We start from the raw sequence: 16,179 nt of genomic DNA, 5'->3' as shown, positions 1-16,179 counted from the left end.
CGCGCACGTCCCACGGGCCGGATCAGGACGCGGGCGGCGGGGCCTGTACGAGCCCCGACTGGTAGGCGATGACGACCAGTTGGGCCCGGTCCCGGGCGCCCAGCTTCGTCATCGCGCGATGCACGTGCGTACGTACGGTCAGGGGGCTCACGAAGAGGCTCTCGGCGATCTCGTCGTTGGACTTGCCCTCGGCGGCCAGCGCCATGACCTGCCGTTCGCGGGCCGTCAGCGTGGCGAGATGCTCGGGCGTCGCCAGCCGGTCGGCGGGTGTGGGGGCGGCGAGGAAGCGGGTGATGAGGGAGCGTGTGGCGAGCGGGGAGAGCAGGGACTCGCCGGCGGACACCGTCCGGATGCCGTCGAGGAGCACGTCGGCCGTGACGTCCTTGCCGAGGAAGCCGCTCGCGCCGGCGCGCAGGGCCCGGGCCACGTACTCGTCGGTCTCGAAGGTCGTGAGGATGAGGACCCGTGTGCCCGAGAGGTCGGGGTCGGCGCAGATCGCGGTGGTGGCGCCCAGACCGTCGGAGCCGGGCATCCGGATGTCCATGAGGACGACGTCGGGGCGGAGGGCGTGGGCGAGTTCGACCGCCTCGTTGCCGTCCGTCGCCTCGCCGACCACCTCCATGTCCTCGCAGGAGTCGATCAGAATCCGGAAGGTCGCTCTCAGCAGCGCTTGGTCGTCGGCGAGCAGGACACGGATGGTCATCTGATTCGGTTCGCTTCCGGGGTAGTTGTGGCCGGGGGCCGGGGGCCGGGGGCCGGGGTCGGGGGTCGGGGCCAGGGGTCAGAGATGGATCGGCAGTTCGCCGGTGACGCTGAAGCCGCCCTCGGGGCGGGGTCCCGTACGGACGCGGCCGCCCACGGAGTGGGCACGTTCCCGCATACCGATGAGACCGAAGCCGCCGCTCGGGGAGGGCACCACGGGAGTGCCCCCGGATCCGTCGTCGGTGACCGTGATGGTCAGCCGGTCGTGCGTGTACGTCAGTGTCACCCGCGCCGCCCGCGCGGCCGCGTGCTTGGCCACGTTGGTGAGCGCCTCCTGCACGATCCGGAACGCCGTCAGATCCACGCCCGGTGAGAGCGGCCGCCGTTCGCCCTCGGTGACGATGTCGACCGTCAGCCCGGCGGAGGCGAAAGCGGTGGCCAGCTCGGTAAGCCGCCCGAGTCCGGGGGCGGGTTCCAGCGGTGCCTCGGAGTCGTCGGGCCGGCGCAACAGGCCGACGGTGGCCTTCAGTTCGCGCAGCGCGGTGGAGGTGGTGCCGACCAGGTCGGCGAGGATCCGCTCCGTCTGCTCGGGGCGGCTGGCCGCGAGGTGCGCGGCGGTGCCGGCCAGGGCGTTGGCCAGCGCCATGTGGTGGGCGACCACGTCGTGCAGTTCGCGGGCGATGCGCACGCGCTCCTCGGCGACCCGGTGACGCGCCTCCTCCTCACGGGTGCGCTCCGCGTGCTCGGCGCGGGCCTGCACGGCCTCCAGATAGGCGCTCCGCAGCCGGGAGGCCGTACCCCAGGCGATCGGCAGCACCACCCAGGCGGCGGGACCGATCGTCTTGAGGGCCAGCGGATGACCGTACGGGTCGAAGAACATCGCCGTGGCCACCAGCAGGGCGGTGACGGCGAGACAGTGGACGCGTGCGGTCCTGCGGTCGGTGTGGACGGCCAGCCAGTACAGCGCGGCCATGACCGGTGCCAGCAGCAGCGGGGTGAGCAGACAGCCGGCCGCCCCGGCGGTGTTGCCGCAGACCGCGGTCACCGCGACGACGGTACGGGGGTGGCTCCGGTGCCACAGCAGGGCGACGCAGGCGATGCCGCCCAGCAGCACGCCGAGACCGAACGACCCGTTCGTCCGGGAGTTCCCGGCCGTGGTGAACGCGCTTCCCAGGGCGACGGCGGCGAACAACTGCACGATCACCACCATGTCGACGACGCGGGGGTGGTCCTTGGCGTACCGCTGCCAGCTGGTGATCATCGGACTCTCCGGTGGGAAGTGAGCTGGGGCCATCGTGGGTGACGGCCCGGGCGAACGGCCGACGAGGGCCGCCCGTGACGAGCACGGGCGGCCCTCCGGCACGTACGGGATGCCGTCAGACGCGAGCCGACTCCCGGTCGTGCGGGCCGACCACCGTGAGCGGCACGGCGGCCTTCCGGTGAAGGGCCGCGCCCTCCACGTCGATGTCGGGCAGCAGCCGGTCCAGCCAGCGGGGCATCCACCAGGCGGCCTTGCCCAGCAGGGCGAGAACCGCCGGGACGAACGCCATACGGACGACGAACGCGTCGAACAGGACCGCCACGGCCAGCCCGAAGCCGATCATCTTGATCATGGATTCGCCGGCCCCGATGAACCCGGAGAACACCGCCATCATGATCAGCGCGGCGGCGACCACGACCCGGGCGCTGTACCGGAAGCCGGTGACCACGGCCTGGCCGGGCCGGTCGCCGTGCACGTACGCCTCCCGCATGCGGGTGACGAGGAAGACCTGGTAGTCCATGGCGAGCCCGAAGACGATGCCCACCAGGAAGATCGGCATCATGCTCATGATCGGGCCGGTCGTCTCCAGACCGAGCAGGTCCGCGCCCCAGCCCCACTGGAAGACCGCGACGACGGAACCGAGGGCCGCGAGCACCGACAGCAGGAACCCGAGCGCCGCCTTGACCGGCACCAGGACGGACCGGAACACGAGCAGCAGGAGCAGGACCGCCAGTCCCACCACGACGATCAGGTACGGGATCAGCGCGTCCTGCATCTTCTGGGCGACGTCGATGTTCAGCGCCGTGGTGCCGGTGACTTCGAACTCCGCGCCGGTCGAGGCCTCGGTCGCGGGCCGCTCGTCCCGGATGGTGTGGACGAGGTTCTGGGTCCGCTCGCTGGTGGGCGAGTCGGCAGGGACCGCGGAGAAGACCGCGGTGTCCCCGGCCGGGTTGAACCGGGCCTGCGAGACGGACACGACTCCCCTCGTGGCACCGATCTCCTTGGCGATCTTGTGCACGGCGGTCTTCGCGTCCGGGGCGCCCTTGGCGTCCACGACGATGGTCAGCGGCCCGTTGAAGCCGGGGCCGAAACCGTCGGCGAGCGCGTCGTAGGCACGGCGTTCGGTGGTGGACGTCGGCTTGGCCTCGTCCCCGGACGTGCCGAGCTGGAGGTCCATGACGGGTATCGCGAGGGCCCCGAGTCCGACGACGGAGGCGATCAGGACGGGGACGGGGCGGCGCAGCACGAAGCTCGCCCAGCGGCTGCCGCCGTTGTTCTCACCGCCCTCCTTGATACGTCCGCTCCTGCGGGCCCTGCGCGAGAGAACGGCGTTGGGCCAGAACCCGAGCACGGCCGGGACCAGCGTCAGCGCGATCAGCACACCGACGACGACCGCGCCCGCGGCGGCGAGACCCATCTTGGTCAGCATCGGGACACCGACCACCCAGAGCCCGGCCAGCGCGATGACGACGGTGAGCCCGGCGAAGACGACGGCGGATCCGGCGGTGCCGGCGGCCAGGCCCGCCGCCTCCTCGGGGTCGTGCCCGTTGGCCCGCTCCTCGCGGTAGCGGGAGACGACGAACATCGCGTAGTCGATGCCCACCGCGAGGCCGAGCATCGTCGCCAGCGTCCCGGTCGACGAGGACAGCCCGAACGCGTCGGACAGTGCCATGATCGACGCCATGCTGACGCCGACACCCAGGACGGCGGTGAGCAGCGGAAGACCGGCGGCGGCCAGCGACCCGAAGGTCATCATCAGGACGACGGCGGCGATCGAGACACCGATGATCTCCGCCGCACCCCCCGCCGAAGGCTGGGTGGCCAGCGCGGAACCGCCCACCTCGACGGTCAGCCCCGCGTGACGGGCCTGTTCGACCGCTTCTTCGAGGTGGTTCTTGCTCGCGTCGGTGAGGTCGTCGGCCTTCACCTTGTAGGTGACGGTGGCGTACGCGGTCGTCGCGTCCTTGCTGACCGCCTTCGCCCGGAAGGGGTTCACGGCACCGGCGACCTGCGAACCGTCGCCGGCCCGCTCGACGAACGCGTCGACGGTCCTCCGGTTGTCGGCGGAGGTGATCCTCTGCCCGCCGTCCGCGATGAAGACGACCCGCGCGTTCGCCCCGTCGGCCGTGGCCCCGGGGAAGCGCTGGTCCATCAGGTCGAACGCCTTCTGGGACTCGATACCGGGCATGGACGACCCGGCGTCGGGTGCCTCGGGCGCCTTGGCGGCGGCGAAGCCGACCGCGGCCAGCACCGCCACCCACAGGAACGTCACGAGCCAACGCCGTCGGAAGGTCAGACGGCCCAGTCGATAGAGAAAAGCAGCCACGGGACGGAGGTCTCCACATCTGGTCTCGGGTACCTCACAAGGCTCCCGGCCGGTGGCGGTCACGTCGTCGTGCGGCTGCCGACACTCTTCCGTACTGAGAACGCAGTACGCCGGGTCCCGGCATGTCCTCCGAGGGCACGACGGGGTACACGCCCGTCAGCATTCGGGCGTACGGGGAGAGGGTCCCCGCGGTCGGGGGGCGCGGGCGCTCAGGGGCGGGGCCAGGGCCGCTCGTCGAGGTTCTCGATGTCCGTGTTGAACCGCTTGAGGTACCCGGCGAAGGTGGCGACCTCCTCGGGGTCCCAGTCGGCCATCACCTTCTCCAGCCCCTGGATGGCCTCCGCGCGATGCGTGTCGAGGCGGTGCTCGCCCTCGTCGGTGATGCGGAACTTGCGGGCCATGCCCCCGTCGGGATCCGGGATGCGCTCGACGAGACCGCCGCGCAGCATCGCGGCGGTCTGCCGGTTGAGCGTGGAGGCGTCGAGACCGAAGGCGTCGCTGAGCTGCCCGATGGACATCGGGCCCTCCATACGGATGCGGCTCAGCAGGATGTACGCGCTGCGCTCCAGCCTGCCGCCGGTCCGGGCCCGGGGCGAGTTCAGATAGAGATGCCGCCCGAGCAGCATCGCCTCGAACTCGATCAAGTGCGTGGGCTTGTCCATGCGGCCGGTCCTTCCCCAGATCTCGACTCCCGCCCCGAGACCTGAGCCTGGGCCTGAGGTCAGGGCAGGAGCCATGACATCAAATATGCACCACGCACCTAATGTGTACGATGCATGCCCCCAGGTCCGCCGCTCAGACCCGGCCGTCGAGGGTGTCCTGGCCGTCGAAGGTGACGACGATCTTCTCGGCGGCGCCGGGGGTGAGGGCCAGCCCGAAGGCGTGCTCCACGTCGGCGAAGGGCACGCGGTGGCTGATGAGCTTCGCGAAGCGCTCGTGGTGCTCGACCAGTTCCGGGGTGACCTCGAAGATCTCGGTGGGGTAGCCCTGTGAGGCGATGAGGGTGAGCTCGCTGCGGAGCATGCCGCCGAGGTCGATGGCGTCGGACTTCTTCTGGACGGCGACCATGACGAGTTTGGCGCCCCATCGGGCGTTGTCGACGGTGGCCTGGAAGACGGCGGGGGCGCCGGCCGCGTCGATGTAGATGTCGGTGCCCGGTCGGGGCTGGCCCAGGGCGTTGGCGGCCCGGCCGTGCAGATCGGTGAGGACGGCGGTGAGGTCGTCGGTGGCGGAGTTGACGACCGCGTCGGCGCCGACGGCCAGGGCGGTCTCCAGCCGTTCGGGGAGGACGTCGGCGACCACGACGTGCTGGACTCCGCGGAGCTTGAGCCAGATGGTGGCGCCCAGACCGATGGGCCCGGCGCCGAAGACGACGACCTTGTCGGTGGGCCCGGCCCCGGAACGGTTGACGCAGTGCCGGGCGACGGCCATCGGCTCGTTCAGGGCGGCGACGTCGAAGGGCACGGTGTTGGGGAAGACGCCGAGGTTGGTGCCTGGCTCGGCGTTCTCGATGAGCAGGTACTCGCTCATGGCGCCGTGCGCTCCACCGCAGCCGATGATGCCGGAGGGCACGCCCTGCGGGTTGACGACGACCCGGTCGCCCACCTTCAGGCCGGTGACCTCGGCGCCGGTCTCCACGATCTCACCGGCGGGTTCGTGACCCAGGGGGAGCGGCACCATCGAACCGCCCGGGCCCATGGGGGTGCCGCCGAGGTGCAGGAAGAACGTGTCGGTGCCGCAGATGCCGCAGGCGCGGATCCTGAGCAGGGCGTCCTTGGGGCCGGGGACGGGCCGCTCGACGTCGACGACCTCGATCTCGCCGACGGGACCGGTGCGGACGGACTTCATGGTGGCCATGGCGGTGCTCTCTTCCTCGAATTACTTGAGTTAGTCAAGCGTATGTGGCTTACTTGAGTAAAGCAATCTATTTCTGAATTTACTTGAGTTAGGCAAGTAGCTGCTAGGGTGGACCCCATGTCCACGCCATCACCCGCACATACCCCCGACCCTCTGTCCGGAGCCGCGTCCGCCCCCGTCTCCGACGAGGTGATCGAGATCGAGCGAGCCCTCAACCGCATCGTCTATCTGACGGGCCGGGTCAGGCAGCACGACCGCCTCATGGCCCTGGCCGGGGTGTCGCTGGACCGGGCCGCGGTGGCGCTGCTGCGGCAGATCGCCGACTCGGAGCCCCTGCGCCCCGGCGAGCTGGCGGCACGGCTGGCCGTGGAGGCGTCGCACGTCACCCGGCAGGTGCAGCAGCTGGAGAAGGGCGGTTATGTGACCCGGGTCCCGGATCCGGACGACCGCCGCGCCCAGCGCATCCAGCTCACCCCCGCCGGCCAGGACGCGATCGACCGTATCCGCATCGCGAGTTGCCGGGGCATGGAGCTCGCGCTGTCCCACTGGTCGCCGGAGGAACTGCGGCAACTCTCCACGCTGTTCCACCGGATGGTCGACGACTTCCTGCACACCGAGGGCACGCTGGAGGGCGAGGACGCCTCGCCGCGCCGGGCCTGACCCGGGGCGGCCGGGTCCGGTCGAAGGCGTGACGCGTGAGCCCCGCACAAGGGTGTCGCCGCCGCCCGCCTCCTACACATGAACGAGGTGCATGCGATGGACGGGACGGACGAGGTGGGCCGGGTGCACGGAATGGACGGCGTCGGTGTCGGAGCCGGTGTCGGCGGGGTGCGCGGGAGTGGCGCGGATGTGTCGGCGCCCGCCCGGGGGAACGGACAGTGCGTCCTGGTCATCGTCCATGACTCGGCGATCGCCGAACTGCTCACGACCACGCTGGAGTTGGCGGACTACCGGGTGACCGCGGCACGCACCGGCGCCCAGGGGCTGGCACGGCTCGCCGAGCACCGTTTCGACCTCGTGGTCATGGACGTGTCGGTCCCGGACGTCGAGGAGCTGGGTGAGGGGCGCCGCTTCCGCCCTGCCGACCGGCCTCCGGTGCTCTTCCTCGCCGAGTACGAGAAACTGGGCCTCCTCGTCCCCGAACTCGGCCTGGGTGAATCGGACTACGTCACCGTGCCGTTCCGGATCTCCGAAGTCCTCACCAGGGCCCATGTGTTACTCCGCGGCCGCGGTGCGGTGCGCCAGGGACCGTGCTACGGCGACCTCGTCCTCGACGACGCCACCTGTCAGGCCCGGCGCGGCCGACGGGCCCTCGACCTCACCCCGGCGGAGTACCGGCTGCTGCGTCATCTGCTCGTCAACGCGGATCGGGTGCTGTCGAAGGAGCAGATCTGCCGGCACGTCTGGGGCGAGACCCGGGCCGGCAACGCGATCGAGAAACTCGTCTCCCGCCTCCGCCACAAGGTGGACCAGGAGCAGCCCCCGCTGATCCATACGCGCCGGGGCTTCGGCTACCGGCTCGGACGCTGAGCGTCGCCCCCGCTCTCAACTGCCTCACCCCCCCGGCCCTCCCCGCTCTCTCAAGTCCCGCACCCTCGTCAGCCCTCCCCGCACTCTCAACTCCCGCACCCCCACACCCCCGTAGACCTCTTCCCCGGCGGCCGTGCGTCTCTCGCACCGGCCGCCTCGTCGTGTCTGCGGAGCCCGGTCGCGGTGCGAGGTGGCGCGAAAGTGTGCCCAGGTGGCCGACCTCCTACGGGTTGGAGATGTGATCCGGGTCACGTCAGCTTTATGTCAGGCAACTGACCGGAAGCCGTCAGTCCGCTCCGCTTGCATGTGGTCCCAGAGGTCTCCAACCCTTCCCCGTTCTCCGCCCCGGCGGAGCCCCCACCGAGGAGTCAGATGGCCGAGACACTGGCCGGAGCCGCGTCCGACGCAGCCGAGGCGATGCCCGAGTTCCCGATGCCGAGGGCGGCCGGCTGCCCGTTCGCCCCGCCGCCGGCCGTGGAGGAGCTGCGCGAGCGGAACCCGATCGGCAAGGTCCGGATCTGGGACGGCAGTACGCCCTGGATGATCACCGGGCACGCCCTGCAGAGGGCCCTGCTGACCGACCCCCGCGTCAGCGCCAACGACAAGAGCCCCGGCAGCTTCCCGTTCGTGACGGCGTACCGGCAGGAGATCGCCAAGTACACCCCGGAGCTCATCGTCAACACGGACGCCCCCGAGCACACCCGGCTGCGCCGGATGGTCAACGGGCCGTTCCTCGTCAAGCGGATCGAGGCCATGCGGGCCCCGATCCAGAAGATCGTCGACGGTCTGATCGACGACATGCTGGCCGGGCCGAACCCGGCCGACCTCCTGACGGCGCTCGCGCTGCCCGTGCCCTCGCTGGTGATCAGCGAACTGCTCGGAGTGCCGTACGCGGACCACGAGTTCTTCCAGGAGAACAGCAGTCTCGCGCTCGACCGTGCCGCCGCGCCCGAGGACTCCCGGGCGGCGAGCAACGCGCTCTCCTCCTACCTCGACGATCTGCTCGGCAAGAAGCTCACCGACCCCGGTGACGATGTGCTGTCCGAGATGGCGGGGCGGGTCGAGGCCGGCGAGATGAGCCGGAGCGAGGCCGTGCACATGGGCGTGGCGATGCTCATCGCGGGCCACGAGACCACCGCGACGATGATCAGCCTCGGCACGCTGGTCCTGCTGGAGAACCCGGAGCAACTCGCCCTGGTACGCGACTCCGAGGACCCCAAGGTCGTCGCCGGCGCGGTGGAGGAGCTGCTGCGCTATCTGAGCATCGTCCAGGTCGGTCTGCGCCGCGTCGCCACCGAGGACATCGAGATCGGTGGCCAGGTCATCCGCGCGGGCGACGGCCTGATCGTGGATCTGCACGCCGCCAATTGGGACCCCGAGGCGTTCCCCGGCGCCGACCAGGTGGACGTCACCCGGCCCGCGCGCAAGCACAACGCGTTCGGCTACGGCCCCCACCAGTGCCTGGGCCAGTCCCTCGCCCGCCTGGAACTCCAGGTCGTCTACGGCACCCTCTACCGACGCGTCCCCACGCTGCGCCTTGCCGCCAGGGTCGAGGACCTCGACTTCGACCACGACGGCACCACGTACGGCGTCGCCTCGCTGCCCGTCACCTGGTGACCGGCCCGTACCGGTGAACGCGGTGGGTGAACGTACCGAAGGAGCAAGGAAGAAGACCATGCGTGTGGAACTGGACGAACCGAAGTGTGTGGCGGCGGGTCAGTGCGTGATGGCCTCCCCGGAGGTCTTCGACCAGCGTGACGACGACGGGGTGGCGATCCTGCTGGAGGAACAGCCCGCCGACGAACTCCTCGACGGGGTGCGCGAAGCCGTGGCGATCTGCCCGGCGGCGGCGATCCGGCTGGTCGACCAGTGAGGCGGATTCTCGTCGTGGGTGCCTCGGCGGCCGGACTCTCGGCCGTCGAGACACTGCGCCGGGAGGGGTACGACGGCACGCTCACGCTCGTCGGTGACGAGCCGCACCCGCCGTACGACCGGCCGCCGTTGTCCAAGCAGATCCTGGCGTCCGAGTGGGAGCGCGACCGGCTGACGCTGCGCTCGGCCGGTGAACTGGGCGCCCTGGAGCTGGACTTGAGACTCGGCACCGCGGCGACCGGCCTCGATCTCGACGGGCGTGCGGTGCTGCTCGCCGACGGGACGAGGGTCGCGTACGACGGACTGATCGTGGCCACCGGGGTGCGTCCGCGACGGCTGCCCGGTGACGGGCACGCGCATGTGCTGCGCACCCTGGACGACGCTCTCGCACTGCGGGACCGGCTGGGGGAGGGGCGGCGCCTTGTGGTGGTCGGCGCCGGGTTCCTGGGCGCCGAGGCCGCCGCCGTGGCCCGGGGTCTGGGCGCCCAGGTCACCCTGCTGGAACCGGCTCCCGTGCCGCTCGGCCACGCCGTCGGCGACGAGGTCGGACGGGTGCTGTCGGCCGCCCACCTGGAACACGGGGTGGACCTGCGCACCGGCGTCACCGTCCGCGAGGTGACCGGGGGCGGAGTGCGGCTGGCCGACGGCGAACTCGTCGAGGGCGACGAGGTGTTGGTGGCCGTCGGCTCGCTGCCCAACACCGAGTGGCTGGCGGACAGCGGCCTCACCGTTGGCGACGGCCTGGTCTGCGACGAGTACTGCGAGGCGGTCCGCGAGTCCCCCGGCCCGACGAAGTCCCCCGGGTCGGCCACCGGAGGCGTGTACGCGGCCGGTGACGTCGCCCGCTGGCACAACCCGCTGTTCGGGGCGCCGATGCGTATCGAGCACCGTACGAACGCCGCCGAACAGGGCATGGCCGCCGCACGGAACCTCCTGCACCCGCAGGCGCGCAAGCCGTTCGCGCCGGTGCCGTACTTCTGGTCGGACCAGTACGGCATGAAGATCCAGGCATTCGGCTATCTGCGCGGGCACGACGAAGTCGCCGTGGTGGAGGGGGATTTGGCCGAGCGCCGGTTCCTGGTCGCCTACCGCAGGGGCGACCACCTGACCGGGGTTCTCGCGGTCGGTATGCCGCCGAAGGCGATCCGCGGCTGGCGGCAGGCCGTCGCCGTGCGCTCCACGTGGCACGACGCCGTGCCGGTCACTGGCGCGTTGTAGCCCTCGCGCGCAACAGGGCGCCGCGAAAGGGTGGTTCAGACGATCAGGGAGGTTGTTCATGGTCGACCGTCCGAACGAGGAGCGTCGTGGCGTGGTCGTGGTCACGGGAGCGGGAGGGATGGGCGTCGCGGTCGCGCGCCGGCTGGGCAACGGGCGGAGCGTGCTCCTCGCCGACGCGTCGGCCCAGGGGCTCGACCGGGCCGTCGCCGTGCTCACCGACGAGGGCTACGCGGTGCGGGGCATGGTGACCGATGTGTCCGACCGCGGGGCGGTGCTCAAACTCGCGGAGGCGGCGACCGCGCAGGGGCGGGTGGCCGCCGTCGTGCACACCGCGGGAGTCTCGCCCGCGACCGGGTCGGCGAAGGCGATCGTCGACGTCAACCTGCTCGGCACCGCCCATGTCATCGACGCGTTCGAGACGGTCGCCACCCGCGGTACGGCCCTGGTGGTGATCTCCAGCATGGCCGGTCATGTCGCGTCATTGAGCCGCGAGGAGGAGGCCGCCCTCGCGACGACCGCCACCGAGGACCTCCTCGGCCTCGACGTCGTCACGGCCATCGGTGACGACGCGCAGACCGCGTACATCGTGACCAAGCGCGCCAACCACCTACGGGTGCAAGCGGCCGCGCTCGCCTGGAACCTGCGGGGCGCGCGGGTGAACAGCGTCAGCCCGGGTGTCATCGCCACCGCGATGTCCCGGGCGGAGGCCGCGTCGCCGTCCGGGGCCCACATGATGCAGATGCTGGACGCGAGCGGATCGGGCCGCGTCGGGACGCCCGGGGAGATCGCCGACGCCGTGGCGTTCCTGGCCGGCCCCGAGTCGTCGTACATCACCGGGACCGACCTTCTCGTCGACGGCGGCCAGGCCGCCTGGCTCCGCCTCCACTTCCGCCCGCAGTAGCGACCCCGGCGGCGACCGCACCCCCTCAACAACAGAAGGGACACGCATGACCACCCCCCACACCCCGTCCGCCGCGCCCGACTTGGACCCTCGGGAGCTCGGGTTCGACCCGGAGGCCCTGCGCGCTCGCTACCGGGCCGAGCGCGACCGCCGGATCCGCCCCGACGGCAACGCGCAATACCACCGCGTCGCCGGTGAGTTCGGCTACTACGCCGACGATCCGTACGTGGACGAACCGGAGTTGGGCAGAGAGCCGCTGACCGACCGGGTGGAAGTGGTGGTCGTCGGCGGCGGGTTCGGCGGTCTGCTGGCCGGAGCGCGACTGCGGCAGGCGGGGGTGCGGGGCATCCGGGTCATCGAGCAGGCGGGGGACTTCGGCGGGACCTGGTACTGGAACCGGTACCCGGGAATCCACTGCGACATCGAGTCGTACGTCTACATGCCGCTCCTCGAAGAGATCGGCTACGTCCCTCAGTGGAAGTACGCGCCCGGCGAGGAGATCCGGCAGCACGCGCGGGCGATCGGACGGCACTTCGGCCTGTACGAGGACGCCTGCTTCCGGACCCGGGCCACCGAACTCCGCTGGGACGACACCGAGTTGGAGTGGATCGTCACCACCGACCGCGGTGACCGGATGCGGGCGCGCTTCGTGGTGGTCTCCAGCGGCACGCTCAGCCAGGCGAAACTCCCCGGCATCCCCGGCATCGAGAACTTCAAGGGCCACACCTTCCACACCAGCCGCTGGGACTACGCCTACACCGGGGGCGACGCGAACGGGAACCTGCACCGGCTCGCCGACAAGCACGTGGCCGTGATCGGCACCGGCGCGACCGCCATCCAGGTCGTGCCGCATCTCGGCCGCGACGCCGAGCGGCTGTACGTGTTCCAGCGCACGCCCTCCTCGGTCGACGTACGCGGCCAGCGCCCCACGGACCCCGGGTGGGCCGAGTCGCTTGAGCCAGGCTGGCAGCGGCGCCGCAGGGACAACTTCCTCAGGACCGTCACCGGGACCCACGCGGACGAGGACCTGGTGAACGACGGCTGGACCAGCAGCGCCAGGCTGCTCCAGAACCTCATCCCGACCAACAACTACGCGGACCTGCCCCAGGCGGAACGCGACCGCGTGAACGAACTCGCCGACTTCCAGAAGATGAACGAGATCCGCGCCCGCGTGAACACGGTCGTCGAGGATCCCGCCACGGCCGAGGCGCTCAAGCCCTGGTACCGCTACATGTGCAAGCGGCCCACGTTCAGCGACCACTACCTGGACACGTTCAACCGGCCCAACGTGACGCTGGTCGACACGGCCGACCACGGGGGCGTCGAGCGCATCACCGAGGACGCCGTCGTGGTCGGCGGGGCCGAGTACGAGGTCGACTGCGTCATCTTCGCCACCGGATTCGAGGTGGGCGTCTCGGGGATCCTGTCCGGTCAACTCCCCGTCCATGGAAGGGACGGGGCCACGCTGCCGGGGGCCTGGACGCAGGGCGGCCCGAAGACACTCCACGGCTTCTACAGCCACGGCTTCCCCAACCTCTTCCAGCTCGGCCCGCTGCAGAACGCCAGCGCCGTGAACTACGTCCACATCCTCGACGAACAGGCCGGCCATGTCGCCGAGGTGGTCGCCGAGGCACGGGGGCGCCGCGCCCGGTACGTGGAGCCGTCCCCCGAGGCGCAGGAGGCCTGGGTCGCGACGATCCGTCAGAAGGCCGCGGACCTCTACAAGTTCCAGGCCGAGTGCACCCCGGGCTACTACAACAACGAGGGCATGCCCAGGAAGCGCAGCGAGTCGTACGGCGACGGACCCGTCGCGTTCCACGAACTGCTCAGGCGCTGGCGCGCGGACGGCGGCATGAACGACGTCATCGTCGAATGAACCGGCCCGGGGCGTCGGCGCAGGAGCGTGCCGACGCCCCGACCGCGTGAGCGACCATCACCGGACCCAGGGACGGGGAAGTGACGATGCTGCCCAGCCGATACGACGACACGGACAACACGCCGCCCACGAGCAGGCGTTGGGACCTACGCAGACTCAACCCGCCCAACCGGCTGTGGGGTTCGAACGGCGTCACCTTCGGACCCGACGGACGGCTGTACGTGGCACAGTTCCTCGCCGGGCAGATCAGCGCCGTCGACATTGCCTCGGGTGACATCGACGTGGTGGTGCCCCTGGACGGACCGGTGCAGGCGCCCGACGACCTCGCCTTCGGGGCGGACGGTTCCATGTACATCGCCGACCTGACACCGGGGCGGGTCTGGCGGCGCAGCCCCGAGGGCGCGTACAGCCTCGTCTCCGACCAGGTGCAGGTGCCCAACGGCATCACCTGTGTGGGAGACCGGCTCTTCGTCAACGAGATGAAGATGAACGGCCGCCTGCTGGAGCTGTTCCCGGACGGCGGTGACCCGGTGGTGCTGACCGACGGGCTGGCCCTCGGCAACGCGATGCAACTCGGCCCGGACGGCTGCCTCTACTACCCGCACATGATCGGCAACCAGGTCTGGCGGATCCCGCCGGACGGCGGCACACCCGAACTGTTCGCCGAGGAGGTGGACGACCCGGTCGCGGTCCGCTTCGACAAGGGTGGCGTCCTGGTCGTTCTGTCGCGGGGCCCGGCCGGCATCGTGACCCGCATCGACCTCGCCACCGGGGCACGGTCGGTGGTCGTCAGCGGCGTCCTCGGGCTGGACAACGCGGCCTTCGACGCGGAGAACCGCATGTTCGTCTCCAGCTTCGGCAGCGGCGGGGTCACGGAGATGCGCGAGGACGGCCGGACCCGGGAGATCGTTCCCCGCGGGCTCAGCGGCCCCTTCGGAGTGACCGTCGACCTCCGCGGCACGGTCTACGCGGCGGACCACTACCGCCTGGCCGGCCCGGGCGACTCCGGGGAGCACGACTCCGGCGGCGTGATCACCCACGAACTGCAGCCCTTCATCCACGGCATCACCGCGGACGACGGACTCCTGCACTTCGCCTCGGAGTACGGCGACGTCCGTACGTACGATCCCGTGCGGAAGACCACGCGGATACGGGTGCGGGGGCTGAACGAGCCCACCGGAATCGAGCGCTCGCCCGACGGAGCCCTCGTCGTGGCCGAGTCGGGCGCCGGCCGCGTCGTACGGATCGAGGGGCGGATCGACGGGACGGACAGCGTCACCGTGCTCGCGGAAGGGCTCCACCACCCCGTCGACATCGCCTTCGACGCCGAAGGGCGCTGTTACGTCAGTGACGACGAACTCGGGGCGGTGCTCCGGCTCGACGACGGCGAGGCGGTGCCCGTCGCGGACGGCCTCGGCGCGCCGCAGGGGCTGGCCGTCCGCGGGGACGAACTGTTCACGGTGGACGTCGAGCACCGGTGTCTGCGGGCGGTGTCCCTCACGACGGGGGAGACCCGGATCGACGCCGAGGACCTCGCGGTCGGTCTGCCGCCGGGCATCACCCGTACCGAACCCGCCCTGTTCGCCGCGGGCATGCCAGGTTCCCCGCACTCGTTCGCGGGCCTGGCCGTGACCCCGGACGGCTCCCTCCTCCTCTCGGCGAACGGCGAGGGAAGCATCCTGCGCCTGTCGGCCCGCGCGCCTTCGGAGGGCTGAGGGGCCCGGCGCCCTTCAGGGGCGCGGGGAACTGCGCGCCCAGCCACGACGAACCCGCAGATGAAGCACGGCCCTTCCAGCGGAGTGCCTAGGCCGTGGCCGGCCTGCCCGTCGGCGGGATGCCGGAGATGCCGCCCAGGCAGAACCGCCAGACCTCCTCGGAGGTGACCGGCTCGGAGGTGACCGGCTCGGCGTGACCGTCGGAGGGCACGCCATGCGCCTGCGCGGCGAAGATGACGGTCTGCAGGACGAGCGCGGCCTGACGGCGGGGCCGCCCGGCCGCGATGACACCCGCGTCGGCGGCCCGCTCGATGAGCTCCGCGAACACCGTGAGCAGCGGCCGATGGGCGGCCGCCACCTGAGAGGGGTGCTTCACCAGCAGCTGCAGGGCGAACCCGCCGAACAGCGGCCGCGGCACGTCGGGACCCGGCCGCGCCCGCTCGTGGAGCATCTCCACGGCCAGGCGCAGCGCCCGGAGCGGATCGCTCTTCGACGAGGCGGCTTCCCTGATCTCGTTCGCCGACTTGGCGAGCGTGTCCTCGAACAGGGCGAGCAGCAACTCGTGCTTCCCGTCGAAGTACTGGTAGAAGCTGCGCAGCGACTGCTTCGAGCGGTTGACCACCTCCTGGACGGTGAAGTCCGTCGTGCCCTTCTCGGCGATGAGCTCGTAGGCCGAGTCCAGAAACCTCTGTACGCGTTCCTCCGCGCGCAGCTTCGCGGCCCGGGTCGATCGCTCGACGGCACGCCGGCGCCACGCCGGTTGTTCGGGGGAAGCGGTCATTCATCGAACGTTACTCGACGGGTCCGTCCGGAGAACGCCGGTCGAAATCCCCTGCGGCACTGTCAGTGGCATCGGCGATACTTCATCGATCCCCCCTCGCTCCGGACGAGGCCCCGGAGAGGACTTCGGTCGAGAGCGGG

General features: G+C 71.0%; 14 protein-coding genes. 8 read left to right on the top strand and 6 right to left on the bottom strand.

Going from position 1 to position 16,179, the window contains the following annotated elements; all coding sequences use genetic code 11:
* Nucleotides 1-22: 22 nt before the first annotated feature.
* The 5 genes from JEQ17_RS12205 to JEQ17_RS12185 form a co-directional block, all read right to left on the bottom strand.
* Complete coding sequence (locus JEQ17_RS12205; protein ID WP_200395285.1) at nucleotides 23-703, bottom strand: response regulator transcription factor; 681 nt, start codon at nucleotides 701-703, stop codon at nucleotides 23-25.
* 78 nt (nucleotides 704-781) lie between these two features.
* Nucleotides 782-1,963 carry a sensor histidine kinase gene (locus JEQ17_RS12200; protein WP_200395284.1) on the bottom strand — a complete coding sequence of 394 codons (1,182 nt, stop codon included), beginning with the start codon at nucleotides 1,961-1,963 and terminating at the stop codon, nucleotides 782-784.
* A 115-nt stretch (nucleotides 1,964-2,078) separates the two neighbouring features.
* Complete coding sequence (locus JEQ17_RS12195; protein ID WP_200395283.1) at nucleotides 2,079-4,289, bottom strand: MMPL family transporter; 2,211 nt, start codon at nucleotides 4,287-4,289, stop codon at nucleotides 2,079-2,081.
* 209 nt (nucleotides 4,290-4,498) lie between these two features.
* Nucleotides 4,499-4,951, bottom strand: a complete 453-nt coding sequence (locus JEQ17_RS12190; protein WP_200395282.1) for a MarR family winged helix-turn-helix transcriptional regulator — start codon at nucleotides 4,949-4,951, stop codon at nucleotides 4,499-4,501.
* Nucleotides 4,952-5,084: 133 nt separating this feature from the next.
* Nucleotides 5,085-6,146: a zinc-dependent alcohol dehydrogenase gene (locus JEQ17_RS12185; protein ID WP_200395281.1), complete on the bottom strand. Its 1,062-nt coding sequence runs from the start codon at nucleotides 6,144-6,146 to the stop codon at nucleotides 5,085-5,087.
* 117 nt (nucleotides 6,147-6,263) lie between these two features.
* Here JEQ17_RS12185 and JEQ17_RS12180 point away from each other — a divergent pair, with 117 nt between their 5' ends.
* The 8 genes from JEQ17_RS12180 (at nucleotide 6,264) to JEQ17_RS12145 (ending at nucleotide 15,258) form a co-directional block, all read left to right on the top strand.
* Nucleotides 6,264-6,806 carry a MarR family winged helix-turn-helix transcriptional regulator gene (locus JEQ17_RS12180; RefSeq protein ID WP_200395280.1) on the top strand — a complete coding sequence of 181 codons (543 nt, stop codon included), beginning with the start codon at nucleotides 6,264-6,266 and terminating at the stop codon, nucleotides 6,804-6,806.
* A gap of 168 nt (nucleotides 6,807-6,974) precedes the next feature.
* Nucleotides 6,975-7,676: a response regulator transcription factor gene (locus JEQ17_RS12175; RefSeq protein WP_234048711.1), complete on the top strand. Its 702-nt coding sequence runs from the start codon at nucleotides 6,975-6,977 to the stop codon at nucleotides 7,674-7,676.
* Nucleotides 7,677-8,048: 372 nt separating this feature from the next.
* A complete protein-coding gene (locus JEQ17_RS12170) occupies nucleotides 8,049-9,293 on the top strand; it encodes a cytochrome P450 (RefSeq protein ID WP_200395279.1) in 1,245 nt (414 codons plus the stop codon).
* A gap of 58 nt (nucleotides 9,294-9,351) precedes the next feature.
* A complete protein-coding gene (locus tag JEQ17_RS12165; protein ID WP_055617289.1) occupies nucleotides 9,352-9,549 on the top strand; it encodes a ferredoxin in 198 nt (65 codons plus the stop codon).
* The gene (locus tag JEQ17_RS12160; protein ID WP_200395278.1) at nucleotides 9,546-10,766 is read left to right on the top strand and encodes an NAD(P)/FAD-dependent oxidoreductase; all 1,221 of its coding nucleotides are present in this window, start codon (nucleotides 9,546-9,548) and stop codon (nucleotides 10,764-10,766) included. Before JEQ17_RS12165 ends, JEQ17_RS12160 begins: the two co-directional genes overlap by 4 nt.
* Nucleotides 10,767-10,824: 58 nt before the next feature.
* Nucleotides 10,825-11,667 carry an SDR family oxidoreductase gene (locus JEQ17_RS12155; RefSeq protein WP_200395277.1) on the top strand — a complete coding sequence of 281 codons (843 nt, stop codon included), beginning with the start codon at nucleotides 10,825-10,827 and terminating at the stop codon, nucleotides 11,665-11,667.
* Nucleotides 11,668-11,713: 46 nt separating this feature from the next.
* Entirely contained in the window at nucleotides 11,714-13,543 is a 1,830-nt protein-coding gene (locus JEQ17_RS12150) for a flavin-containing monooxygenase (protein ID WP_200395276.1), read from the top strand.
* Nucleotides 13,544-13,629: 86 nt separating this feature from the next.
* Nucleotides 13,630-15,258: an NHL repeat-containing protein gene (locus JEQ17_RS12145; RefSeq protein ID WP_200395275.1), complete on the top strand. Its 1,629-nt coding sequence runs from the start codon at nucleotides 13,630-13,632 to the stop codon at nucleotides 15,256-15,258.
* A gap of 88 nt (nucleotides 15,259-15,346) precedes the next feature.
* On the opposite strand, the gene JEQ17_RS12140 is transcribed toward JEQ17_RS12145, so the two are convergent.
* The gene (locus tag JEQ17_RS12140; protein ID WP_200395274.1) at nucleotides 15,347-16,039 is read right to left on the bottom strand and encodes a TetR/AcrR family transcriptional regulator; all 693 of its coding nucleotides are present in this window, start codon (nucleotides 16,037-16,039) and stop codon (nucleotides 15,347-15,349) included.
* Nucleotides 16,040-16,179 lie beyond the last annotated feature (140 nt).

The organism is Streptomyces liliifuscus (assembly GCF_016598615.1).
Taxonomy (GTDB): domain Bacteria; phylum Actinomycetota; class Actinomycetes; order Streptomycetales; family Streptomycetaceae; genus Streptomyces; species Streptomyces liliifuscus.
This window is presented reverse-complemented; position numbering and strand designations above follow the sequence as displayed.